Consider the following 23,801-nt stretch of genomic DNA (forward strand, 5'->3'; position numbering starts at 1 on the left):
TTGGCTTGGCCGCGCGTTGCCGATTCATCCGTGAGTGCCCTAACGTTCATTTTTCGGGGTGGATGGCCATGAAAACAGGAACCCGCTCGCAACCGCTCTATCATTCCAAGGCCTTGCGCAGCGTCGAGATGCTGGCGGCCGAGCAGCCGCTGATGCAGCGCGCCGGGCTCGCGGCCGCCGAGCTGGCGACCTCGCTCTGCCGCCTGCAGGGGGCAGCGGTGCTGGTACTGGCCGGACCCGGCAACAACGGCGGCGACGCCTTCGTCGCCGCCCGTCTGTTGCGCGAACGCCGCTTCGCCGTCAGTCTGGTCTTCGCCGGCGAGGTTGGCCGCCTGCCGCCGGACGCGGCGGCGGCGTGCAGGCGCTTCCTCGACGATGGCGGGACGCTGCTCGACGGCATCCCGGTCGGCGAGCGCTGGGCGATGATCATCGACGGCCTCTTCGGTATCGGCCTGCAGCGTCCGGTCGCCGGCCGCTACGGCGAGCTGGTTCAGGCAGCCAACACACTTGCCGCGCGCGACCGCTGCCCGCTGCTCGCACTCGACTGTCCGAGCGGCCTCGATGCCGACACCGGCAGGCTGTGCGGTGCGACCATCCGGGCCAGCCACACGATCAGCTTCATTGCCGGCAAGCCGGGCCTGCATACCGGTGACGGTCCGGATCATTGCGGCACGATCTCGGTGGCGTCGCTGGATCTCGACGCCGAGCGCCTGGCGAAGGCGAGTGCGCGCACGGTCGGCGTGGACCTGCTGCTCGATCACCTGCGGCCGCGCGCCCGCAATTCGCACAAGGGCAGCAACGGCGGCGCCGGCATCCTCGGTGGTGCGGCGAGCATGGTCGGTGCCGCCTTTCTCGCCGGTCGCGCTGCGCTGCGGCTGGGCAGTGGCCGCGTCTATCTGGGCCTGCTCGACGGGCAGGCGCCGGCGATCGACCCGCTGCAGCCCGAACTGATGCTGCGGCAGCCGGAATCGCTGCTGGCGGCGCCGCTGACCGCGCTCGCCTGCGGGCCGGGGATGGGCCGCGGCGACGATGCAGGGGAATGGCTGCGACGCGCCTGCTCGCTGCCGCTGCCACTGCTGCTCGATGCCGACGCGCTGCACCTGCTCGCCGGCGAGTCGGGCCTGCGGCAGGAGGTGCTGGCGCGTGCCGCGCCGACGCTGCTGAGTCCGCATCCGAGCGAGGCGGCTCGCCTGCTCGACTGCAGCACGGCAAGCGTGCAGGACGATCGGCCGCGCGCTGCGCGCGAACTCGCCGCGCGCTACGGCGCGGTGACGGTGCTGAAGGGCTGCGGCAGCATCGTCGCCGCACCGGGCGGTGAGTGGTTCGTCAATACCAGCGGCAACCCCGGGCTGGCGACCGCTGGCACCGGCGACGTGCTCAGCGGCTTCATCGTCGCCCTGCTGGCACAGGGATGGCCGGCGCTCGAGGCGATGCTGGCGGCGGTGCACCTGCACGGCGTCGCCGCCGACGAGCGGGTGGCCGCTGGCAGTGGGCCGATCGGACTGACCGCCGGCGAGATCATCGACAGCGCGCGCGCCGCGTTCAACCGCTGGGTCGCGCGTGGCCGATAGCCACGCTGGCGAGCGGCTCTCGGTTACCGGGGTCCTGTTCTGCCTGCTGGCGCTGTTCCTGTTCTCCGCTCTCGACGCGACGGCGAAGTACCTGAGCAGCTTCCTCGCCGTGCCGCTGCTCGTCTGGGCGCGCTATCTGGTGCAGTTGCTGCTGATGCTGCTGAGTGTCGCGCCGCGGCTCGGGCGCAGCATCCTGTTCACCCGCCGGCCGGGACTGATGGCGCTGCGTGGCGTCACCCTGGCGGGTGTGACGCTGCTCGGGCAGATGGCGCTGACGACGCTGCCGCTTGCCGAGACGACGGCGATGGTCTTCGTCGCGCCGCTGCTGGTGGCCTTGCTCGCGGGACCGCTGCTGCATGAACGGGTCGGCTTGCGGACTTGGCTGGCGACCCTCGCCGGTTTCTGCGGGGTGCTGCTGATCGCGCGGCCGGGTGGCAGCCTGAGTGCTGCCGGGGTGGCCTGCGCGCTTGGCGCGGCGCTCTTCTATGCCGCCTACCAGTTGCTGACGCGCAAGCTCGTCGCCAGCGAACCGCCGCTGCGCCTGCTCTTCCATACGGCGCTGTTCGGCACGCTGGCGCTGACGCCGCTGCTGTCCTTGCATTGGGATGGACGGCTGCCGAGCCTCGGGCAAGGGCTGCTCATCGTCTCGCTCGGCGTGTACGGGGGGGTGGGCCATTTCCTGCTGATCCGCGCCCTGCAGCGGACGCCGGCATCGCTGCTCTCGCCGCTGCTCTACGGCCAGCTGGTCTGGGCCACCCTGCTCGGCTGGCTGGTCTTTGCGCAGTTGCCGGATGCGCTGACGATGGCCGGCATGCTGATCATCGGCGCCGCCGGGCTCAGCCTTGCCGTCGGCGCTCGAGCCGGCGGCCTGGCGGGCTAGCCACGATCGAGTTCGCGCAAGACGACGTCGGCCATCAGCGCCGCGAGCTGCGGCCGCGGCGGCAGACCGCTGCCGACCATGCCCAGCTTGGCGCTGGCGCAGGCGATGGCGAGGCGAGCACTGTCCGCCAGCCGCCAGCCGCGCAGACAGCCGGCGATCTGGCCGGCGAGCAGTGCGTCCCCGGCACCGACGGTGCTGCTGACGATCGTCGGTGGCGGGATCGCCTGCAGGCAGCGATCGGCGGTGACGAACAGCGCGCCGCGCTCACCGAGCGAGACCACCACCTGCTCGATGCCGCCGGCGACGAGTCGTCTGGCGGCGCTGGCGGCGGCAGCGGAGTCGGGCAGCGGCTCGCCCGTCAGTTCCTCGAGTTCGGCGAGATTCGGCTTGATCAGCCACGGTCGGGCGCTGACTCCGAGCTGCAGGGCGACGCCGCTGGTGTCGAGCGCGACCCGCTTGCCCGCTGCCTGCAGGCGGGCGATCAGCTCGCGGTAGAGGCCGGCGGGGACGCTGGCCGGCAGGCTGCCGGCGAGCACGAAACAGCTGCAGTCGGCAACCAGGACGTCGACCGCTCGTTCGACTTCCTCCAGGTATCCTTCACCAGGGAAGCAGCCGTGAAGGTTGATCTCGGTCACCTGCGGCGGCGCGCCGCTGACGATCTTGATGTTGCTGCGCGTGCGACCCGGGAAGCGCACACAGCGGTCGCAGATTCCCTTGCTGGCAAACAGTCGCTCGAAGACTTCGGCATTGTCGCTGCCGAGCAGCCCGGTGAGGGCAACGCCGACGCCGAGGTCGGCCAGGCAGGCGGCGACATTCACCGCCTTGCCGCCGGCGTGGATTTCCTCCCGGCTGACGCGATTGAGCGCTCCAACGGTGAAGCCCGCAATGCCGATGTGGTGGTCGATCGCCGGATTCAGGCCGATGGTGGCGACAGCCAGGGGAAGACTCATCAGCCGTAGCCGCGGTGGACCGTTGCGCAGCCGGGCCAAGGCTGGCCGGGGCTCATGCCGCGGGTTGCCGGGCGGCGAGGTGGAGTTCCGCGGTGAAGCCGCGCTCGACCGCGGGCAGTTGCAGGGATCCGCCGTGGGCACGCGCAATGAGATCGACCAGCAGCAGTCCGAGACCACCGCCAGCCGCATCGACCTGGCCGCGCAGTACGTTCTGCAGGCGCTCCCTTTCCCCTTCGCTGACGCCCGTGCCATTGTCGTGGACGCGCAGGACGTTGCTGCCCGGTAGCGACAGATGGATGGTGGTGGCACCGTGGCGCAGTGAATTGTCGAAGAGGTTGAGCAGCGCGGCGGAGAGCAGGTCGGCATCGGCGGTCAACATTCGCCGGTCGGCAAGCTCGAAGGTCAGACCCTCGACCGCGAGGCGCGGGATCAAATCGGCGACGTCAAGCTCCTGTGGATGCAGCGCGGCCGAACTGCGGAAGAGCGCCAGGAGGGCACTGACGACTCGGTGCAGGCGGCGTGCAGCGGTTCGCACGCGCTGCAGGCGGGGCTGCAGACTCGCGGGCGACTCGCGCAGGGCGACCGCAAGCTGTGCGTCGATGCCGGCGAGCGGGGTGCGCAGCGAGTGCGCGGCATGGCCGGTGAAGGCTCTCTCGCGCTCCAGCCGGAGAGCCACTCGTCGGGTCAGCTCGTCGATGGCGCGGTGCACCGGTTGCAGTTCCCTGCGCTCGGCCGGGCCGAGCGCCGCGCCAGGGTCTTCCGGATCGCCATCGGCGAGGTGCTCCGCCAGGCGCTGCAGAGGTCGCAGTTCGTGGCGAATCTGCGCCTGCAGCCAGACCTGTGCCAGCAGGGTGATCGCCAGCGTCGCCAGCGCTGCGTTCAGCGCCGTTTCTGCCAGCGCCTCCTGGCGCTCGGCGTGCGTCTGCGCGACATAGAGCCAGCGCCTGCCATCGGTCAGGGGAATGCCGAAGACGCGCCACGCGTCGCTGTCGCTGAAACCTCCGGAGGCAACCAGGCGCAGCGGTGCGGCGGGTGCCAGCGCCGAGGCGGCGACCACCTGCGCCCCGCTCTCGGCGAGGTGATCGACCACCTGCCAGGCAAAGCGCCCGCTGGCGCTCGTTGCCGGGCTCTCTGCGGAGCCTGCCGGCCCGATCGCCGGCAGCTGTGACAGCGGACCGCGCAAACCCTCGGCTGCCGCCTGCAGCGTGTCGTCGAGCAGTTCGTCAACCTCGTCGTGCACGGTCAGCCAGACGGCAGCGGCGACGGCGATGATCCACAGCATCGACGAGGCGAGCAGTACGAGGGTCAGGCGAGCCCGGATCGAAGGTGGCGGCAGGGCTTTCACTGACCGCTCGCGAGACGATAACCGATGCCGCGCACGGTTTCGACCATCGCTCGCCCCAGCTTGCGGCGCAGGGCGGCGACATGGACCTCGACGGCGTTGCTGGCCCATTCGGCGGCAAAGCCGAGTACCAGTCTCTCGAGGTCCGCCTTGCTGACGATGCGGCCGGGGCGCAGAAGCAGCGCTTCGAGAATGGCCCACTCGCGGCTGGTGAGCTCGACGCGCTGTCCGCTCACCCGGACCGCGTGGGCGACCAGATCCACCTCGACCTCGCCGAAGCGCCGCCGCGTGTCGGCGCTGCCGGCGATTCGCCGGCTCACCGCGCGCAGGCGGGCCGCCAGTTCCTCTGGTGCGAAGGGCTTGACCAGGTAGTCGTCGGCGCCGCTGTCGAGGCCGCGGACGCGGTCATCGAGGAGGTCGCGCGCCGTCAGCATCAGCGCCGGCGTGGCGTCGCCGCGGCGGCGCCGTCCGCGCAGCCAGTCGAGTCCCGAACCGTCCGGCAACTGCCAGTCCACCAGCAGGGCATCGTAGGGCTCACCTTCGTGGGCCGCGACCTGTTGCAGCGTCCGGCACCAGTCCACGCGATGGCCGTCGACTGCCAGGAAGTCGCGCAGTCCCTCGCCGAGGATGTCGTCGTCTTCGATCAGCAGCAGTCGCATCGACTTTCTCCGAAGCCTGGCCGAGGTGGCCAGGCTGACGATTGTACCGGAGCCTGCCGGGGCAGGGCGGCCGACCGCGGCTCGCTTAAGCGGCTCTTCAGGAGCGGCGCGCAGCATCGCTGCCATGCCCATCTTGCCCACTCCCCCGCTCCCGTCACGGCGAGCACAGGCGCTTGCCGCTGACGGTTCTTTCGCGATTCCGGCGACCATCGAGCAGTTGCTGCTCGTGGCGAGCATCTTCTGGGTGCTGACGGCGAACCGGCCCTTTCTTGCCGCGATCGTTGGCGAGCGGTCGCTGACGGCGGCCGGCACCTGGGGTCTGTTGCTGGCAACCGCTGTCCTGCTGGTCGCCATCCACTTCGCCCTGCTCGCGCTGCTGGCGACACGTCTGACGGTCAAGCCGCTGCTGGCACTGATGATCGTCGCGACCGTCATCGCCTCGCATTTCATGTCGGCCTACGGCGTCCTGCTCGATCCGACGATGCTGCGCAACGTCCTGCGAACGGATTTCCTGGAAGCGCGCGAACTTCTGTCACCGGCGCTGGCAGTGGAGCTTGCGCTCTACGCGCTGCTGCCGCTGCTCCTGCTCTGGCGCGTACGGATCGCGGTGCGCCCGCCGCTGCGTTCCTGCGGCGCACGCCTGCTGGCGCTGCTCTTGGCGGCCGTGGCGATGGCCGGCTCGCTGGCGGTGGTCTACAAACCACTGTCGTCGCTGCTGCGCAACCACAAGGAGGTGCGCTACCTGATCACGCCGGCGAACTACCTCTGGTCGCTGGCCAGTGTCGCCGCCAGCGATGCCCGTGGTGTGGCGAGGACCCGCGCGCCGATCGGCCTCGACGCGGTGGCCGGCCCGGGTGTGGCAAAGGGCGACCGACCGCGCTTCGTCGTCGTCGTCGTCGGCGAGACCGCGCGCGCTGCGAACTGGGGGCTCAACGGGTACATGCGGCAGACGACCCCCGAGCTGGCCCGGCTCGACGTGATCAACTTCAGCCGGGTAGCGAGTTGCGGCACGAACACCGACGCGTCGCTGCCCTGCATGTTCGCTCCGGTCGGCAGGCGCAGCTACGATGCCGAGCGGATCAATGGCAGCGAGTCCCTGCTGCACGTTCTGGCGCGGGCAGGCGTCGGCGTGCAGTGGCGCGACAACCAGTCCGGCTGCAAGGGTGTCTGTGACGGCCTGCCGAGCGAAAGCGTCGCGACCATGAACCCGCCGGGCTTCTGCGATGGCGGGCGCTGTCTCGATGGCGGCCTGCTGCATGGCCTCGACGAGCGCCTGCGGCGCGCACGGGGGAGCAACCTGATCGTCCTGCACCAGCTCGGCAATCACGGACCATCGTACTTCCGCCGCCACCCACCGGCCTTTGCCCGCTTCCAGCCGGAATGCACGAACGACGACCTGAGCCAGTGTTCGCCCGAACAGATCGTCAATGCCTACGACAACGCGCTGCTCTACACCGATCATGTTCTGGCCAGCCTGATCAACATCCTGCAGGCTCGTGCCGGCGAGGTCGATTCGGCGCTGATCTACGTTTCCGATCATGGCGAATCGCTCGGCGAGGGTGGGCTCTACCTGCACGGCGTGCCCTACGCCATTGCCCCCACCGTACAGAAGGAAGTGCCGATGCTGATGTGGTTCTCGGACGGTTTCCGCCGCAGCGCCGCGATCGATGCCGCCTGCCTGCAGCGGCGGGCTGCCGCGCCGGCCAGCCATGACCACCTGTTCCACACGCTGCTCACCCTGCTCGACGTGCGGACTTCGCTCTACGAGGCGGACTGGGATCTGCTGCAGGGCTGCCGCAGTCCCGAGCTGGCGGCGGGTTGATCGCTCGCCGCCGGCACGTCATGGCAGCGGCCCAGCCGGCGACGCCGCGCGATGGTGTACGCAGCTTCGGCCCCGCGCTGCCGTCGCCTGCGGTTCACAGGCCGGCGAACAAGTCCGCCGCTGCCTCCTGGCCGAGCTCGAAATAGCGCTTCTGGGCGCTGCTGTCCTTCAGCGAGATCGTCATGCTCTCGAGGTCCTTCGGCCGCAGGACGTGCAGTGGCTTGGCGCAGTAGCGCCGGCCGTCGATCTCGGCACTCTGTCGGCCCATGGCCGCGAGCATGCCGTTGATCAGCTTCGCCTGCGCGAAGACGCGGGTGTTGGGCAGGGTCAGCTGCATGTCGCTGACCAGCAGGTGCGTGTCGATGCTGTTGAACGGCAGGCTGAAGGCGCTCGACTGGTAGAGCTTGTCGAGTTCGCGGTGATAGTCGTAATCGGTGAAGTCGATGGCAATGATCTCGTCGACCTCATCATCCTCGAAAAGCGTGCGCAGCGGGCTGTTGTCGAGATAGCCGCCTTCGATGAAGTAGTCGCCATCGATGCTGCGGGCACGGAAGTAGGGGATCGTCGTGATGCCGGCGAGGAAGGCGTCCATGAAGCGGTCGAGGCTGGCATCGTCGACGCTGGCGAGGATCTCGTTGATCCGGAAGACGTGGCCCTGCCGCCGGCTCAGATTGGTGGCGCGGATGTCCCAGCGCAGGGTCGCGAGATGGCGGGCCAGCAGGTCGCGGCGCTGCGGGTCGTCGAGCAGCAGCGATTTGCGGCAACTGGCTTTGTCGACGGTGAACAGATGCGTGCCCGTCGGCAGCAACTGCGGCCGCAGGCCGAGGAAGTTGCCGAGGATGTGGAAGATGTCGCCGATGCCCAGCCTGACGGTGCGCGTCAGTACTGGTGGCAGTTCCTCTTTCTCCCAGTCCCAGAGCAGGTAGTCGACGACGATGTTGTTGCCCGAGCTGGTCGAGGCGATGTGTACCAGCGGCACACCCTGTTTCCTCATCCAGACCAGCACGCCCTCGCTGAAGAAGCTCCGATAGCCGCCGCCCGAGGCGACGAAGCCGTATCTGGTCATGCCGTTCTCCTTTCCCGGTGCGAAGAAGCGGCTGCCGGGAACAGCCGCAGTGCCAGTGTGGCACAATCTGACGGCTGCTGCAGGGGCACACCGGCTGACACCGGTCGCCGGGCCGCTGCCGCTGCAACCCCCCGCCGATTTCCGGCGGCGTGCGAAACGCTCTCCGAGGAGGTGACTGATGGACGAACTGCAGGTGCTTGCCGGTTTTCGCAGCAAGTTCCGTGTCGATGAACTGCTGGTGGCGCACAATGAGGCGTGGTCGTGGTCGGTGCGGCCGGGGCAGGTGACGCTCGGTGCCGGCATCCTGTCCCTGAACCGGCACGCGGCGCGCTTCGCGGAGGTGACGGCGGCAGAGATGGCGGCCCTGGCCGAAATCGTCGGTTCACTGGAGCACGCCCTGCGCTCTGCCTTCGACTATCAGGCGATCAACTATCTGATGCTGATGATGGTCGACCATCACGTGCACTTCCACGTCATTCCACGTTACGAAGGGCAGCGCAGCTTTGCCGGTGTGGCGTGGGTGGACCGGGGCTGGCCGGCAGTTCCCGTCCTCGCCGAGGTGCAGCACGCCGATCGCTCGGAGTTGCCGGATCTGCTGCGGCAGCACCTGCTGGCTGCCCTGCCGCCAGCTGACCGCTAGTCGCCTGGGCTTCGGCGTCAGCCGGCTGACCTGCCAGGCGTCGGCGCGGGAGCGACTGCGCGAGGCCAGAACGGGCGGCACCGTCGATTCGCTTCCCGTTCCTGGTGTCAGCGCTGCGCCCTTCGCCGTGTTGCCTGCGGCTGCCGACGATCGCCCGGCGACGCCGACGCCATCAGCCTTCGTTGCGCCAGTCGTGCAAGGTCTCCTTGCGTGGTGGCAGCGGGCTTCTGTCGGGATCGTCGCGGCGCAGCAGCGGGATTGCGGCCGCCAGGACGAAGACGACGCAGATGCCGAGGACGATCCACAAGGTGCTCATTCATCTCCTCCATTGGCGCCAGTTGCGGCGCATCGCCAGCCACTCGCCCGCTGCCCCGGTCCAGCGGTGCCGCACCGCTGCCGCGGGCGCGCTGGCCGCGATGATGGCGGCGGCCAGCCGCCCCGTTCCAGGGGCCGATTAGACCGCAGTGCATGCCGGCTGGCAAGCCGCGGCACGCTGACGCGGCAGCCGCCATGCCGCGCGACGGCGGCAGTCGCAGAGGGCGCAGGCGTCGCCGGCGCAGCGATCCGGGGCAAGCTGCGGGCCGGGGCTGGCGCATTGACAGAAGCACCGGCGAACGACACAATCCGCCGCCTCGTCGCCGTCAGTGGCTGTCCTTGGGGAGCTCGATGATTCTGCTGCACGGCGTCCTGGCGATCCTCAGCGGCGCACTGGCGGCCTTGATTGCGCTCAGTCATCCGCTGTGGCCGGCTTCACTGGCAATCGCGCTGCTCGTCTGGTGCGTCGTCGTCTGCCTCAACCCGGTGATCTGGCTGGCCTTGTTGCCTGCCGGTCTGCCGCTGGCCGGCTTCTCGCCATGGACTGGCTGGATCGGCGTCGAGGAGTTCGATCTGTTCTGCCTTGGGGCAGCGGCCGGGTCGCTGAGCCGCCTCGTTCTGCAGCGGTTGTGGCCAGCCCGCTGGCTGCGGGCTGCCGAGAGGAGCGCCGACGGACATGGCGACGAGCGGTTGGCTGGCGGTGTCCTGCTGCTGCCGACGGCATCGCCGTCGCGACTGCCGCTCAGCCCCGACAGCCGGCGCAGGCAGTGGCTGGCAGGATGCGCCCTCGCCCTGCTCGCAGCCTCATGTCTTGCCGCCGTCTGGCGTGGCCTGATTGCTGCCGGTGGTCCGCCGCTGGATTGGTTCGAGGGCTATGAAGAGCCGCTGAACTGCCTGCGCGTGGCCAAGAGCCTGCTCCTGGTGTTGCCGCTGCTGCCGTCGTTGTGCGACCTGTTGCGTTGCCAGCCGCGCTCGAGCACGCGATGCCTTGCCGCGGGTACGGTCGCCGGTTTGGCGGTGGTCGTACTGGCGGCGCTCTGGGAGCGCCTGGCTCATCCCGGTCTGCTGGACTTCACGACGGCCTATCGCACGACGGCGTTGTTCTGGGAAATGCACGTCGGCGGTGCGGCGCTCGATGCCTTCCTGGCGTTGACTCTGCCTTTTGCCGTGCGCCCCGTGTTGCGCGCCGTCGCACCGGGCAGCTGGCTGGCCGCTGCGCTGCTGGCGTTGTTCGCGTGCTACGCTTGTCTGACCAGTTTTTCGCGGGCGCTCTATCTTGGCGTGGCGGTTGCAGTGGCAGTCCTCGTTTACAGCCACGCGCGGCAGGCGGGGTCGGCGGGGAGCGGTCGGCGGCACTCGCCGCGCTGGCGGCAGCGGGCCAACCGCGTCCTGGCCGGGACCCTGCTCGCCGAGGTGCTGCTGGTTGCCGGCAGCGGAGAGTTCATGGGCAGCCGGCTGGCGAGCGGCGAGCGCGACTTCGTCGGGCGGCTGACGCACTGGCAGGAAGGTCTCGGTCTATTGCAGGACGGCAGCGACATCCTTTTCGGCAGGGGTAGCGGTCGCTTTCCGGCCGACTACTCGGCGCAGGTCGCCGGGCGCGAGATGCCGGGCCGGCTGCACCTGATCGATGACGCCGACGGTCGCCATCTGGGTCTGCAGGGCGTGCACTGGCTCGCGCCGCAGCGCGGTCGCTGGGAATTGTTGCAACGGGTTCCGGCGCCGCTTGCCGGTAGCTACCGCCTGCGTCTCGCAGCCCGCTCGGTACAACCGGCGGTGCTCGTTGCCAGCGTCTGCCACCAGCACCTGCTCTACGCCGCTGCCTGCGCCGAGTCGGCGGTGTTCGCTCCGGGTGGCGGCGGGCAATGGCGGGCGTTCGAACTGTCGCTGCACGGCAGCGCCGGACTGCCAGCATCCCGGCAGGTGCCGGTGCCCGGGTTCTTTTCCCTGCGGCTCCTCGGTCCGGCTGGCTTCGTCGAGATCGATGCGCTCAGCCTGATCGACGGCAACGGCAGCCAGATCCTGAGCAACGGCGATTTTTCGCAGGGCCTGGCGCGCTGGTTCTTCGCCGCGCGTCACTACTTCCTGCCCTGGCATGTCGACAGCCTCTACCTCGAGATGCTGATCGACCAGGGGGTGATTGGGCTGTCGCTGCTGCTTGCCCTGATGGCGCTGGCGATGGTCAATCTATGGCGCCTTTGCCAGCGCGGGCACGAACTGGCACCCTATCTCCTGGCTGCGCTGATGGCTGGCATGGCGACCGGCGTCTTCGTCAGCGTGCTCGACATGCCGCGCGTTGCCTTCCTGCTGTACCTGTTGCTCTGTTGCGCGCTGTTCATCGATGACGGCTCGCCTGCCCAGGTGCCGTCGCTGCCACGTTCCGGCAAAGCGCCGGACTGGCCGTCCGGTGTATAATCACCTTGTCAAGCAACCGAGCAATATCAATAACTTGCAATTTTATCAGATGATTATGTCGATGCTTCAAGGTGGTTTCTCGATGGTCTCCAAGCAGGGTGGCGGGTCTTCGCTGCCCGATTCTCAGCAGCCTGTGCATTAGGTCACGGTCACCCGTCCGCCGCGCTGATAGCCTTCGTGTCATGCGTTTCGCCGCGCCCTGCCGATGAAGCAGCGGCAGGGTGCGGGCGGATTCGCTTCTCAACGACGCACGCGGGGCGATGTTCATGCTTGCAGGGGGTCTATCGTGATCAAGGTGTTCAATCATTGGTTTCACCGGAAGACTGTCGCCCAGGTTGCCGTCGACCTGATGTTCCCCGTTGTTTGTGTGGTTCTCGCCGCCGTCTGGCTTGGCGGCGGGGCGAACCTGGAACTCGACAGGATCGTCTTCTACGCGATCATCTTCGCCCTGACGATGATCGTCCTGAATTCCTGGCTGGGCATGTACCAGCGCGTACACAGCCGGACGCTGGCGGAGACCCGTGCCCGCGCCGTGCTTTCGCTCTATCTGGCGATTCCGCTGGCGTACGTGGTCTTTTCGTTGCTGGCGATCTCCGATGTGGACCGTGGTTTCATGCTTCTCTCCGGACTGGCGGCGCTGTTTGCGACCCTCGTACGACGTGTCCACGGTGCACACAGCCTGCCCGGGTCGTTGCTGCGCCACCGTGTGCTGGTCTTTGGTGCGGGCGAAGAAGCCGAGAACGTCGGTCGCGTGCTTGCCAAATCGGATCCCGACATCCAGATCGTCGGCTTCTATCCCAGCTCGAACGATTCCGAGGTGGTCGTTCCGGCACAGGTCGTCCTCTCGCAGGCGATGTCGCTTTCGGATACGGCGCACTCGCTGAAGGTTGACGAAATCATCGTTGCCGTTCGCGAACGCCGCGGGGGTGCGCTTCCGTTGCGCGAACTCCTCGACTGCAAGCTGTCCGGGGTCAAGGTGCTCGATCTCGCCAGCTACTTCGAGCGTGCGCTTGGGCAACTGCGCCTCGATTCCCTGCGCGTCGGCTGGATGATCTTCGGTGACGGTTTCAGGCAGACCTGGCGGCGGACGTTCTTCAAGCGTGCCTTCGACATCCTGGTTGCGCTGGTCTTGCTGTTGCTGGCGCTGCCGGTGATGCTCGTGACGGCGATCCTGATCGTCCTCGAGGACGGCCTGCCGGTGTTCTATCGGCAGGCACGGGTCGGTCTCGACGGCCGCCTGTTCGATGTGATCAAGTTCCGCAGCATGCGCAACGATGCCGAGAGTGACGGCAAGCCGCGCTGGGCAGCCACCGACGACGATCGGGTGACGCGCGTCGGCCGCATCATCCGCAAGCTGCGCATCGACGAGTTGCCACAGCTCTACAATGTGCTGGCCGGTGACATGAGCATGGTCGGACCGCGCCCCGAACGGCCCTTCTTCGTCGACCAGCTGACGCGCGACATCCCGTTCTATGCCGTGCGCCACAGCGTCAAGCCGGGTCTCACCGGCTGGGCACAGGTCAGCTACCAGTATGGCGCGACGATCGAGGATTCCGTCCAGAAGCTGCAATACGATCTGTACTACGTCAAGAATCACACTCTGTTCCTTGATATAGTGATCCTTTTTCATACCGTCGGAGTGGTCCTGACCGGCAAGGGTGCCCGCTGACCGGGCCGTTGCGGATCTGGTTGCCGCTTTCGACTGACGAGGACTGCGGGCGCTGATGGACAGCAAGATGGCGATGATCTCGGCGTGGAGCTATGGCTTGGCGGGCGTGCTGGCGGCGCTGCTGACGCTCTACCTGGCGTCGGGTCGGCGAGGCAGCAGTCGCAGCGGCGCGATGTTTCTGGCCGTCGCTCTGTGCACGCTCTGGGGCATGTTGGGACTGGCCTTCGCGCTCACCGGCCAGGGGATCTTTCTCGCCGGCAACCTGTTGGCCGACGTGCTGCGCTTTGGTGGCTGGTATCTCTTCCTGATCATCCTCATGCGTCCGGAGTCGCCCGTCGAAGGGGCGCCGGCGACGGCGGGCAGCGGCTGGCTGAGCGCCATTGCCGTGCTGCTGGTCTCCTGCGGTTTCGTCGCGCAGGCGATGGCCGTCTTCGGTGTCGACCTCGTGGGCTCGTCGGCGAGGCTGGCGCTGTTTGCCTCGTTGGCGATGTGCGTCTTCGGGCTGGTCCTGGTCGAACGCCTCTTCCGCAACGTGTCGCCGGATTTCCGCTGGAGCATCAAGCCGTTGTGTCTTGGGCTGGGTGGCGTGTTCCTGTTCGACCTCTACGTCTATTCCGACGCCCTGCTGTTCAACCGCATCGATGCCGATGCCTTCAGCATCCGCGGTTTTGCCCATGCGCTCGCCCTGCCGCTGGTGGCACTGTCGGCAATCCGCAGTCATGACTGGAAGCGGCGACTGGTGATGTCGCAACGTGCGGCCCTGCAGTCGGCGACCTTGCTGATCGTCGGCACTTACCTGCTGTTCATGGCCGCCGCTGGCTACTACGTGCGCTTCTTCGGCGGCGAGTGGGGGCGGGCGCTGCAACTGGCCCTGCTTTTCGCTGCGCTGCTGGTGCTGGCGGTGCTGACCTTCTCCGGCTCGATGCGGGCTCGTCTAAGGGTGCAGGTCGGCAAGCATTTCTTCAGCTACCGCTACGATTACCGCGAGGAGTGGTTGCGTTTCACCGCGACGTTGTCTGCTCAGGGCGGCTTTGCGGGTCTGGGCCGGCACGTGGTTCGTGGCTTGGCCGACATGGTGGAGAGCCCGAGCGGTGCGCTCTGGCTCAAGGATCCCTCTGGCCGCTTCTTTGCCCAGGCGGCGTTCTGGAACATGCCTGCCTCGGCGGCCACCGAGGATGCCGACAGCCCGCTCTGCCGCTTTCTGCTCGACAGCGGTTGGGTGATCAACCTCGAGGAGTATCGCTCGCTACCGCGCCGCTACGACGGGCTGGTGGTCCCATCGTGGCTGGTCGAGGTACCGAACGCCTGGTTGGTGGTGCCGTTGACCACCGGCAGCGAGTTGATCGCCTTCGTCGTGCTGGCGACGGCACGCACGCGCATCGACGTCAATTGGGAGGTGAACGACCTCCTGAAGACGGCGGCCAGGCAGGCTGGCGCCTTCCTCGGTCAGATGCAGGCGAGCGAAGCGCTTCTCGAGGTACGCAAGTTCGATTCCTTCAACCGGATGTCGGCTTTCGTCGTCCATGATCTGAAGAACATCATCGCCCAGCTCTCGCTGATGCTGAAGAACGCCGAACGTCACCGTGACAATCCGGAGTTCCAGAAAGACATGCTGATGACCGTCGAGCACTCCGTCGAGCGCATGCGGCAGCTGATGATGCAGTTGCGGCAGGGAACGACGCCACTCGACGGGCCGCGTGGCATCGATCTGGCGGATGTCCTGCGCCGCATACAGACGGCCAAGGCGGGTCAGGGGCGCGAGGTCGAGTTGACCATCGAGGAGAAACTGCTGGCCCGTGGTCACGAGGATCGTATCGAGCGGGTCATCGGCCACCTGGTGCAGAACGCGCTCGACGCCACCGAAAGTGGCGGCCGCGTCTGGGTCCGGATGGCCCGCCAGGGCACACAGGCTCGCGTCGAGGTCGGCGATACGGGGCACGGGATGAGTCCCGAGTTCGTTCGTGAACGGCTGTTCAAGCCGTTCCAGACGACCAAGCCGACGGGGATGGGAATCGGCGCGTATGAGAGCTTCCAGTACGTCCATGAACTGGGCGGCAGGGTCTCGGTGGACAGCGCGGTCGATGTGGGCACTCAGGTGGACCTCTTGCTGCCGCTGTTCGAGGCGGGCAAGGCACTGAAGTCGGATGAATTGTCGGGGAAACAGGAATGAGCGCTGCGAAATTGCCGCACCTGCTGATCGTCGAGGATGACCGCGCCCTGCAGAAGCAGATCCGTTGGGCCTTCGATCAGTATGAGACGTTGGGTGCCGACGACCGCGAGACGGCGATGCAACTGATCCGCCGTTACCAGCCGCCGGTGGTGACGATGGATCTGGGCCTGCCGCCTGACCCGGACTCGGTGTCGGAGGGCTTCAAGCTGCTCGAAGAGATCCTGGGCCTCGCACCCGATACCAAGGTCATCGTGCTGACCGGCCAGAACGACCGCGCGAATGCCCTGCGGGCGATCGCCCTCGGCGCCTATGACTTCTTCGCCAAGCCGTTCGAGGTCGAAATGCTCGGCCTGACGATCCAGCGGGCATTCCGGCTGCACGAACTGCAGAAGGAGAATGAGCGGCTGCAGGCGATGCAGCAGCCGGATGCGATGTCGGGAATGATCACCCGTGACCCGGATCTGCTGCGCGTCTGCCGGACGATCGAACGCGTCGGCGTCACCGACGCGACCGTACTGCTGCTCGGCGAAAGCGGTACCGGCAAGGAGCTCCTGGCGCGTGGTCTGCACGAGTCGTCACCAAGGCGTCGCGAGCGCTTCGTCGCCATCAACTGCGCGGCGATTCCCGACAACCTGCTCGAAAGCGAACTCTTCGGCTACGAGAAGGGCGCCTTCACCGGTGCCGGCAAGACGACGCCGGGCAAGATCGAGACGGCCAACAACGGCACGCTGATGCTCGACGAGATCGGCGATCTGCCGCACAACCTGCAGGCGAAGCTGCTGCGCTTCCTGCAGGAGCGGGTGATCGAGAGGATTGGCGGGCGGAACGAGATTCCGGTCAATGTACGGATCGTCTGCGCCACGCACCAGAATCTGCAGAACCTGATCAGCGAGGGTCGTTTCCGCGAAGATCTGTATTACCGCTTGGCGGAGATTGTCGTGAACATACCGCCGCTGCGTGCCCGGACGGGCGACGCCGCGCTGCTGGCACACGTCTTCGTGCGGCGTTTCGCCGCCGAGAACGCTCGCGGTGCCATGAGCCTGCGCGAGGATGCGCTGCGTGTGATCGAGGCCCACGCCTGGCCGGGGAACGTTCGGGAACTCGAGAACTGCATCAAGCGGGCGGTGATCATGGCTGACGGCAATCAGATCACTGCCGCCGACATCGGCCTCGGTGGCGCGACACAGGCCGAGGAAACAGTGCTCGACTTGCGCAACGCGCGTGACGAGGCCGAGAAACGGGTGACGATCGCCGCTCTGGCGCGCGCCGACGGCAATGTCGTCAAGGCTGCCGAACTGCTCGGTGTCAGCCGCCCGACGCTGTACGATATGATGCACAGGTTTGGGCTCAAGTGAGGCCTTCAGCTGGATGTTTTTCGGGCAAGCTTTTCGACACAGGGGGATTTTGATGAATACTCGTAACTCCGTGCCTGCGCTGCGCAAGGCGACCGCCTCGGCACTGCTCGCCACTCTGCTCCTGCTGGGCTGCGGTGGTGGCGAGAAGCCCGCGGATCTGTTGAATCAGGCGAAGGAAGCACTGCAGAAGAACGACCACAAGACGGCGGTGATCCAGCTCAAGAACGCCTTGCAGCAGGATCAGCAACTCGCCGAAGCCCGTTTTCTGCTGGCCAGGGCGCTGCTTGCGGGTGGCGATCCGGCTGGTGCCGAGGTCGAGTTGCGCAAGGCGCAGGAACTCAACTACTCGGTCGAACAGATCACCCCCCTGCTGGCCCGCACACTGCTGATGATGGGCCAGGCGGAGAAGGTGATCAAGGATCTGGCCAACGCCCCGTTGGCGACCGCCGAGGCGAGGGCGGACCTGCAGACGTCGATTGGCCAGGCCTATCTGTTGCAGGACAAGCCGCAGCAGGCGGAGGCAGCCTATGCCGCGGCGTTGGCGGCGCAGCCGGGCTATGCGCCGGCACTGATCGGCGAGGCACGGCTGAAAGCCACCGGCGGCGACCTGCCCGGAGCGCTGGCGATACTTGACCGCGGACTGCAGGATTCGCCCAGGTTGTACGAAGCCTGGCAGCTCAAGGGTGATCTGCTGCAGGCTCAGGGCGACGGTGCGGGGGCGATGGCAGCCTATCGCAAGGCGGTCGAAGTCAAGCCGGACTATCTGGCGGGGCACGCTGCGATCATGCGCCAGCAACTGGCCGAGAATCAGCTCGATGCGGCCGCGCAGCAGCTGACGACGATCAAGCAGTTCGCCGCCAATCATCCGCAGACGCACTACCTGACGGCCATGCTGGCCTACCAGAAGAAGGACTATCCCGCCGCCCGGGACGCCATCCTGCTGATGTTGCGCGTCGTTCCGGAAAACCCGCTCGGTCTGCAACTGGCCGGCCTCATCGAATACGAACTCAAGGCCTACCCGCAGGCCGAGGACTACCTCCTGAAGGCGCTGCCGAAGACACCCGAACTCGGCATTGCCCGCCGCGTGTTGATTGCCAGTTACCTGCGTGACGGCAAGCCGGCGAAGGCCCTGGCGCTGATCGAGCCGGTTCTCGGCAAGATCGACAAGGATTCAAACATGCTGGCACTGGCCGGACAGGTGTTCCTGCAGAATGGCCAAGTCGAAAAGGCCGGCGAGTATTTCGCCAAGGCGGCGGCGCTCGATCCGCAGAATGCCGGCAAGCGGACTTCGCTGGCGATGGTCAATCTGGCCCGGGGCGATACCGACACGGCCTTCCGCGACCTCGAACAGGTGGCTGCCGCAGACCCCGGCAATCGCGCCGATCTGGCGCTGATCACGGCGCATCTGCAACGGCGGGCGTTCGACCCGGCGTTGAAGGCGATCGCCGCCCTGGAGAAGAAGCAGCCCGAGAACCCGCTGGTGCACAACCTGCGCGGCACGGCGCTGCTTGGCAAGCGCGATGTGGCGGGCGCCCGCAAGAGTTTCGAGCAGGCACTCGCACTGAACGCCGCCTACTTCCCGGCGGCGGCGAACCTGGCCAGCCTGGACATGGCGGACAAGAAACCCGAGGAGGCGAAGAAGCGCTTCGAGGCGGTTGTCGCCAAGGATCCGAAGAGTACGCAGGGATATCTCGCCCTGGCGGAGCTGCGCTCGAGGACCGGGGGCAAGACCGAGGAAGTCGCCACCCTGATCAACCGTGCGATCGCCGCGAACCCGCAGGAGCCCGCACCACGACTGGCGCTGATCGGCTTGTATCTGGGCAAGAACGAGGTCAAGAGTGCGTTGGCAGCCGGACAGGACGCGGTCGCCGCCTTGCCCGACCGGCCGGAGATCCTCGACGCGGCCGGACGCGCGCAGCAGGCGGCGCAGGACTACAATCAGGCGCTGGCGACCTATGGCAAACTGGCGGCCCTGAAACCCGATCTGCCGCTGCCCTATCTGCGCATGGCAGAGATCGAGGTGGCGGCCAAGAACAAGCCAGCTGCCCTGGAAAACCTCAGGAAGGCTCTGCAGGTGCAGCCGAATTCGCTCGAGGCACAGCGCGGGATCATGATGCTCGAGCTCGATGCCGGGCGGGCGGCCGAAGCCATTGCGGTGGCGAAGGAGGTCCAGAAGCAGCGGCCGAAGGAGGCGATCGGTTATCTCTTCGAGGGCGACGCGCAGGCTGCGCTGAAGAACTGGCCGGCAGCCATTGCCGCCTACCGTCTGGGGCTCAAGGAGGCTGGAGGTCCCGACGTGGCAGCCAAGCTGCATCTCGCATTGGCGAGCAGCGGCAACTTGAGCGAGGCGGACAGCTTCGCCGCCGGCTGGCTCAAGGAGAACGTCAAGGACACGCGTTTCCGCTTCTACCTGGCAGGCCACGCGACGGCACGCAAGGATTATGCGACTGCTGCCCGGCACTACCGCGTGCTGCTCGAGGCGCAGCCGGACAATGCGATCGTGCTCAACAATCTGGCCTGGGTGGGCGCCCAGACGAAGGACCCGAAGGCCATGGAGTATGCCGAGAAGGCGAACAGGCTGGCACCGAACCAGCCGGCACAGATGGATACCCTGGCGGTGCTGCTGATGGAAAAGGGCGACACGCAGCGGGCGCTCGAGCTGTTCCGCCAGGCACTGGACCTGGCGCCGCAGGCAGCGGTGATCCGCGTCAACTATGCGCGGGCGCTGATCAAGGCAGGCCAGAAGGGAGAAGCCAAGAAGCAGCTTGATGAGGTCGCCAAGCTGGGCGACAAGTTCCCGGCGCAGGCAGAGGTCGCGGAGTTGCAGAAGGGTCTGTAGTCAAGCGGAGGCTTGCTGAAGTCAGCGCGGAAAACCAACTGAATGGAGTGTTCATGACTATTGTTGCTGTGGTGGGTCTCGGTTACGTCGGTTTGCCTCTCGCCGTCGAGTTCGGCAAGAAGATGCGGACCATCGGTTACGATCTGTCGGCGAGCAAGGTGGCGCACTATCGCCGCCACGTCGACCCGACCGGTGAGGTCAGCAGCACCGATCTCGCGGCGGCCATCCACCTCGAAGTCGGCAACGATCCGACGGCTCTGGCGGCGGCGGACTTCGTCATCGTTGCCGTACCGACGCCGGTCGACCCGGCGCACCAACCGGACTTCGGTCCGTTGATCGGCTCGTCGGAGGTGGTCGGGAGGAACCTCAAGCGTGGCGCGACCGTCGTCTTCGAGTCGACGGTGTATCCGGGCGCGACCGAGGAAGTGTGCATCCCGATCATCGAGAAGTGTTCCGGGATGAAATGGAAGCAGGACTTCTTCGTCGGTTACTCGCCCGAACGGATCAATCCGGGCGACAAGGAGCGGACGCTGACGAAAATCGTCAAGGTGGTCTCCGGTGACACCCCGGAAACCCTCGAGCGCGTTCGCCAGATGTACGCCAGCGTCATCACGGCCGGCGTCTTTCCGGCGTCGAGCATCAAGGTTGCCGAGGCTGCCAAGGTCATCGAGAACACCCAGCGCGACCTCAACATCGCCCTGATGAACGAACTGGCGATCATCTTCGATCGTGTCGGCATCGACACCGTCGAGGTCCTCGAGGCGGCGGGCAGCAAGTGGAACTTCCTGCCCTTCCGGCCGGGACTCGTCGGTGGTCACTGCATCGGCGTCGACCCCTATTACCTGACGCACAAGGCGGAGATGCTCGGCTATCACCCGCAGGTGATCAACGCCGGGCGGCGGATCAACGACGGCATGGGCAAGTTCATTGCCGAGCAGACGGTCAAGCAGTTGATTCGCAATGGCTGGCAGGTCAAGGGGGCACCGATCATCGTCCTTGGCCTGACCTTCAAGGAGGACTGTCCCGACCTGCGCAACTCGCGCGTCATCGACGTCATCCGCGAACTCGAGTCCTACGGTGCGCGCGTGATCGTGCATGAACCGGTGGCCGATGCAGCCGAGGCACGGCACGAGTACGGCGTCGAGCTGGCGCCGTGGGACGAGCTGCCGGCGGCAGCGGCGATTGTCGCTGCGGTTGCCCACCGCCAGTTCAAGGAGCGTCCGTTGTCCGATTTCGTCGGCAAGCTGCAGCCCGGCGGTGTGCTGACCGACGTCAAGAGCATGTTCAACGAAGCGCAGCTGGTGGCGCACGGGGTGAGCGTGTGGCGTCTGTGAGTTTTACTGCGGCGCCGGTGTTGTCGTCGCTCGCTGAGCGGTTGCGGCAGCGCCCGGCGCGCTGGCTGGTGACGGGAAGCGCCGGCTTCATCGGCTCGCACCTCGTCGAGAACCTGCTCCGTATGGGCCAGACGGTAGTCGGGATGGACAACTTCGCGACCGGCCACCGGCGCAACCTGGACGAAGTGCAGTCGCTGGTTGGCGTCGAAGCCTGGCACCGGCATCGCTTCATCGAGGCCGACATACGCGACCTCGATGCTTGCCGTGAAGCCTGCCACGGGGTGGAGATCGTCCTCCACCAGGCGGCCCTCGGTTCGGTGCCGCGCTCGTTGGCCAATCCGTTGGCGACCAATGCCAGCAATGTCGACGGTTTCCTCAACATGCTCGTCGCCGCCCGCGATGCCGGCGTGCGGCGGTTCGTCTATGCGGCGTCGAGTTCGACCTACGGCGATCATCCGGCGTTGCCCAAGGTCGAGGAACAGATCGGCCGGCCGCTGTCGCCGTACGCCGTCAGCAAGCTGGTCAACGAGTTGTACGCCGACGTCTTCGCGCGCTGTTATGGCCTGCCGTCGGTCGGCCTGCGCTACTTCAACGTCTTCGGCGCGCGCCAGGACCCCGAGGGGGCCTACGCCGCGGTCATCCCACGCTGGACGCGCGCGATGCTGCTCGGCGATGTCGTGACGATCAACGGTGACGGCGAGACCAGTCGCGACTTCTGCTTTGTCGACAATGCCGTGCAGGCCAACCTGCTGGCGGCGACGAGCGACGATGCGGCGGCAGTGAATCAGGTATACAACGTCGCCGTCGACGACCGTACTTCGTTGAACCGGCTGTTCGACGTCCTGCGGGAGGCCTTGCTCGACTTCTGTCCCGACGTGCGCGACTTGCGACCGGTGCATGGCGATTACCGACCAGGCGACGTGCGCCACTCGCGCGCCGACATTTCCAAGGCCAGGCGTCTGCTTGGCTATTTTCCAAGCCACCGGATCGAGGAGGGGGTTCGGGCGGCGATGCCGTGGTACGTGTCACGTTTCGGCGTGGCCGCTGGAGTTCGTTGATGAAAGCTTCCTGTCTTGGCTGTTCCGCCCTGATGCGCCGGGGTGCAATCCTGTTCTGTGGCCTGCTGGGTCTTGCCGCGCCATCCCTTGCCGCTGCCGCCGGCGTCGCGGCAAAGGAGTCCGAGGCCGAGCGCCGGCTGGCGCTGCGCAAGGAGGCTCTGGCGCACGAGCACGGCGAGGGCGTGCCGCGCGATTACGCGCGCGCGGTGAAGCTCTATTGCGAGGGCGCCCGGATGGGTGATGCCGAAGCGCAGTTCAACCTCGGCTGGATGTACGCCAATGGTCGCGGCATCGAGCGCGACGATTCCCGGGCGGCGTACTTCTTTGCCCTGGCGGCGAGGCAGGGACACGAGCAGTCGCAGAGGATGCAGCGATTCGTCGGCGAACCGGCGGCGACCGTTCCCGACTGCATGCGCGGCTTCGCCTTCCTCGACGACGGCAAGGATGTCCTCGTACCGATCACCGAAATGCAGAAAAAGGTCGTCGGTCTGGTCAACCAGCTGGCACCGGAGTACGGCGTCAGTCCGCGGCTGGCTCTGGCGGTGATCCGCACCGAATCCAACTTCAATCCGGCAGCGCTGTCGAACAAGAACGCGCAGGGGTTGATGCAGCTCATTCCCGATACTGCGGCACGGTTCAACGTCCGGCAGCCATTCGATCCGGAGCAGAACCTGCGTGGCGGGCTGGCGTATCTGCGCTGGCTGCTGGCCTATTTCGAGGGCGACGTCAGTCTGGTTGCCGCCGCCTACAACGCGGGCGAGGGCGCGGTCAATCGCTACCGCGGCGTGCCGCCTTATGCCGAGACGCAGGGTTACGTCAAGCGGATCATCAGCATCTTCAAGCGCGACGATCATCCCTACGACGCCAAGGTGACCACGCCGTCGCCGGAGTTGCCGCGCATCCGTTCGATCCGGGGAGTGTAGGATGCAGGCCGTGCCTTCGGCCTTGCGCCACCTGCTGGCCGCCGTTGCCGTTGTCTGTGGCCTGCTGGGCCTGGCAGGGACGGTGGCAGCCGAACTGCCCGATGTCATCGAGCGGATCAAGCCATCGGTGGTCGTCGTCGGGACGCAGCAGGTGACCCGCAGCCCGCAGTTCGTCATGCGCGGAACGGGCTTCGTCGTCGGCGACGGCCGCACGGTGGCGACCAATGCGCACGTGGTCGCGGCAGCGATCGACGAGGCGGCAGGCGAGAAGCTGGTCATCCTCGTCCGGCCGGCCGCTGGCAAGGCACAGCAGCGGCCGGCCAGGGTCGTCGCGGTGGACAAGGGGCACGATCTCGCGCTGCTGCGCATCGATGGCCCGTTGCTGCCGACCCTCACCCTGCACGAATCGGAGCCCGTGCGCGAAGGCCAGGCGATCGCCTTTACCGGCTTTCCCATCGGCGGCGCGCTGGGGTTGTCGCCGGTCACGCATCGCGGCATCATTTCGGCGATCACGCCGATCGTCCTGCCGGGGGCCAATGCCCGCGAACTGAACGCCCGTGTCGTGCAGCAGATCAGGGAAGGCAGTTTCGACATCTATCAGCTCGATGCGACGGCCTACCCGGGCAACAGCGGCGGCCCGCTGTTCGAGGTCAGCCGCGGCGAGGTGCTTGGCGTCATCAACATGGTCTTCGTCAAGGAAAACAAGGAATCGGTTCTCAGCAAGCCGTCCGGGATCAGCTTCGCCATTCCCGTGCGTTTCCTGCGGGAGCTGTTGCAGAAGAGCGGCACGGAGTAA

18 protein-coding genes are annotated in these 23,801 nt (G+C 66.9%); 13 read left to right on the plus strand and 5 right to left on the minus strand.

Going from position 1 to position 23,801, the window contains the following annotated elements:
• The first annotated feature begins 68 nt into the window (after positions 1 to 68).
• Both V5B60_RS08635 and V5B60_RS08640 read left to right on the plus strand, forming a co-directional pair.
• On the plus strand, positions 69 to 1,571 hold the full coding sequence (locus V5B60_RS08635; RefSeq protein WP_332346643.1) for an NAD(P)H-hydrate dehydratase: 1,503 nt from the start codon (positions 69 to 71) through the stop codon (positions 1,569 to 1,571).
• Positions 1,561 to 2,451 carry a DMT family transporter gene (locus tag V5B60_RS08640; protein WP_332346644.1) on the plus strand — a complete coding sequence of 297 codons (891 nt, stop codon included), beginning with the start codon at positions 1,561 to 1,563 and terminating at the stop codon, positions 2,449 to 2,451. Before V5B60_RS08635 ends, V5B60_RS08640 begins: the two co-directional genes overlap by 11 nt.
• On the opposite strand, the gene pfkB is transcribed toward V5B60_RS08640, so the two are convergent.
• From pfkB to V5B60_RS08655, 3 genes are read right to left on the minus strand one after another with little or no spacing between them, the layout of a single operon-like run.
• On the minus strand, positions 2,448 to 3,401 hold the full coding sequence (pfkB, locus tag V5B60_RS08645) for a 1-phosphofructokinase (protein ID WP_332346645.1): 954 nt from the start codon (positions 3,399 to 3,401) through the stop codon (positions 2,448 to 2,450). The genes V5B60_RS08640 and pfkB overlap by 4 nt on opposite strands.
• 52 nt (positions 3,402 to 3,453) lie before the next feature.
• Complete coding sequence (locus tag V5B60_RS08650) at positions 3,454 to 4,746, minus strand: sensor histidine kinase (RefSeq protein WP_332346646.1); 1,293 nt, start codon at positions 4,744 to 4,746, stop codon at positions 3,454 to 3,456.
• Positions 4,743 to 5,402, minus strand: a complete 660-nt coding sequence (locus V5B60_RS08655) for a response regulator transcription factor (protein WP_295349451.1) — start codon at positions 5,400 to 5,402, stop codon at positions 4,743 to 4,745. Before V5B60_RS08655 ends, V5B60_RS08650 begins: the two co-directional genes overlap by 4 nt.
• A gap of 124 nt (positions 5,403 to 5,526) precedes the next feature.
• Here V5B60_RS08655 and V5B60_RS08660 point away from each other — a divergent pair, with 124 nt between their 5' ends.
• Positions 5,527 to 7,224, plus strand: a complete 1,698-nt coding sequence (locus tag V5B60_RS08660; protein WP_332346647.1) for a phosphoethanolamine transferase — start codon at positions 5,527 to 5,529, stop codon at positions 7,222 to 7,224.
• A 94-nt stretch (positions 7,225 to 7,318) separates the two neighbouring features.
• Here V5B60_RS08660 and V5B60_RS08665 read toward each other — a convergent pair whose 3' ends face one another.
• Positions 7,319 to 8,290 (minus strand): patatin-like phospholipase family protein, encoded by a 972-nt coding sequence (locus tag V5B60_RS08665; RefSeq protein ID WP_332346648.1) that lies wholly within the window; start codon positions 8,288 to 8,290, stop codon positions 7,319 to 7,321.
• Between the two features lie 178 nt (positions 8,291 to 8,468).
• On the opposite strand from V5B60_RS08665, the gene V5B60_RS08670 reads away from it, so the two are divergent.
• The gene (locus V5B60_RS08670) at positions 8,469 to 8,930 is read left to right on the plus strand and encodes an HIT family protein (RefSeq protein ID WP_332346649.1); all 462 of its coding nucleotides are present in this window, start codon (positions 8,469 to 8,471) and stop codon (positions 8,928 to 8,930) included.
• A 172-nt stretch (positions 8,931 to 9,102) separates the two neighbouring features.
• Here V5B60_RS08670 and V5B60_RS08675 read toward each other — a convergent pair whose 3' ends face one another.
• Complete coding sequence (locus V5B60_RS08675; RefSeq protein ID WP_332346650.1) at positions 9,103 to 9,246, minus strand: hypothetical protein; 144 nt, start codon at positions 9,244 to 9,246, stop codon at positions 9,103 to 9,105.
• 350 nt (positions 9,247 to 9,596) lie between these two features.
• Between V5B60_RS08675 and V5B60_RS08680 the strand changes: the two genes are divergently transcribed.
• The 9 genes from V5B60_RS08680 to V5B60_RS08720 all read left to right on the plus strand — a co-directional run bounded on the left by V5B60_RS08680 (position 9,597) and on the right by V5B60_RS08720 (position 23,801).
• Positions 9,597 to 11,657, plus strand: coding sequence for a hypothetical protein (locus V5B60_RS08680; protein WP_332346651.1), 2,061 nt, complete (start codon positions 9,597 to 9,599; stop codon positions 11,655 to 11,657).
• 286 nt (positions 11,658 to 11,943) lie between these two features.
• Entirely contained in the window at positions 11,944 to 13,326 is a 1,383-nt protein-coding gene (locus V5B60_RS08685; protein WP_332346652.1) for a TIGR03013 family XrtA/PEP-CTERM system glycosyltransferase, read from the plus strand.
• A gap of 55 nt (positions 13,327 to 13,381) precedes the next feature.
• Positions 13,382 to 15,496 (plus strand): XrtA/PEP-CTERM system histidine kinase PrsK, encoded by a 2,115-nt coding sequence (prsK, locus tag V5B60_RS08690; RefSeq protein ID WP_332346653.1) that lies wholly within the window; start codon positions 13,382 to 13,384, stop codon positions 15,494 to 15,496.
• On the plus strand, positions 15,493 to 16,851 hold the full coding sequence (gene prsR / locus V5B60_RS08695) for a PEP-CTERM-box response regulator transcription factor (protein ID WP_332346654.1): 1,359 nt from the start codon (positions 15,493 to 15,495) through the stop codon (positions 16,849 to 16,851). The genes prsK and prsR overlap by 4 nt, the downstream gene beginning before the upstream one ends.
• A gap of 52 nt (positions 16,852 to 16,903) precedes the next feature.
• The gene (gene prsT / locus V5B60_RS08700; RefSeq protein ID WP_332346655.1) at positions 16,904 to 19,690 is read left to right on the plus strand and encodes an XrtA/PEP-CTERM system TPR-repeat protein PrsT; all 2,787 of its coding nucleotides are present in this window, start codon (positions 16,904 to 16,906) and stop codon (positions 19,688 to 19,690) included.
• Between the two features lie 53 nt (positions 19,691 to 19,743).
• Complete coding sequence (locus V5B60_RS08705) at positions 19,744 to 21,024, plus strand: nucleotide sugar dehydrogenase (RefSeq protein WP_295349431.1); 1,281 nt, start codon at positions 19,744 to 19,746, stop codon at positions 21,022 to 21,024.
• A 17-nt stretch (positions 21,025 to 21,041) separates the two neighbouring features.
• Positions 21,042 to 22,082, plus strand: coding sequence for an SDR family oxidoreductase (locus tag V5B60_RS08710; RefSeq protein WP_295349462.1), 1,041 nt, complete (start codon positions 21,042 to 21,044; stop codon positions 22,080 to 22,082).
• Positions 22,082 to 23,005: a transglycosylase SLT domain-containing protein gene (locus V5B60_RS08715; protein WP_034936197.1), complete on the plus strand. Its 924-nt coding sequence runs from the start codon at positions 22,082 to 22,084 to the stop codon at positions 23,003 to 23,005. The genes V5B60_RS08710 and V5B60_RS08715 overlap by 1 nt, the downstream gene beginning before the upstream one ends.
• Before the next feature lies 1 nt (position 23,006).
• Positions 23,007 to 23,801 carry a S1C family serine protease gene (locus V5B60_RS08720; RefSeq protein ID WP_332346656.1) on the plus strand — a complete coding sequence of 265 codons (795 nt, stop codon included), beginning with the start codon at positions 23,007 to 23,009 and terminating at the stop codon, positions 23,799 to 23,801.

It is taken from the genome of Accumulibacter sp. (assembly GCF_036625195.1).
In the GTDB taxonomy this organism is placed as follows: Bacteria; Pseudomonadota; Gammaproteobacteria; order Burkholderiales; family Rhodocyclaceae; genus Accumulibacter.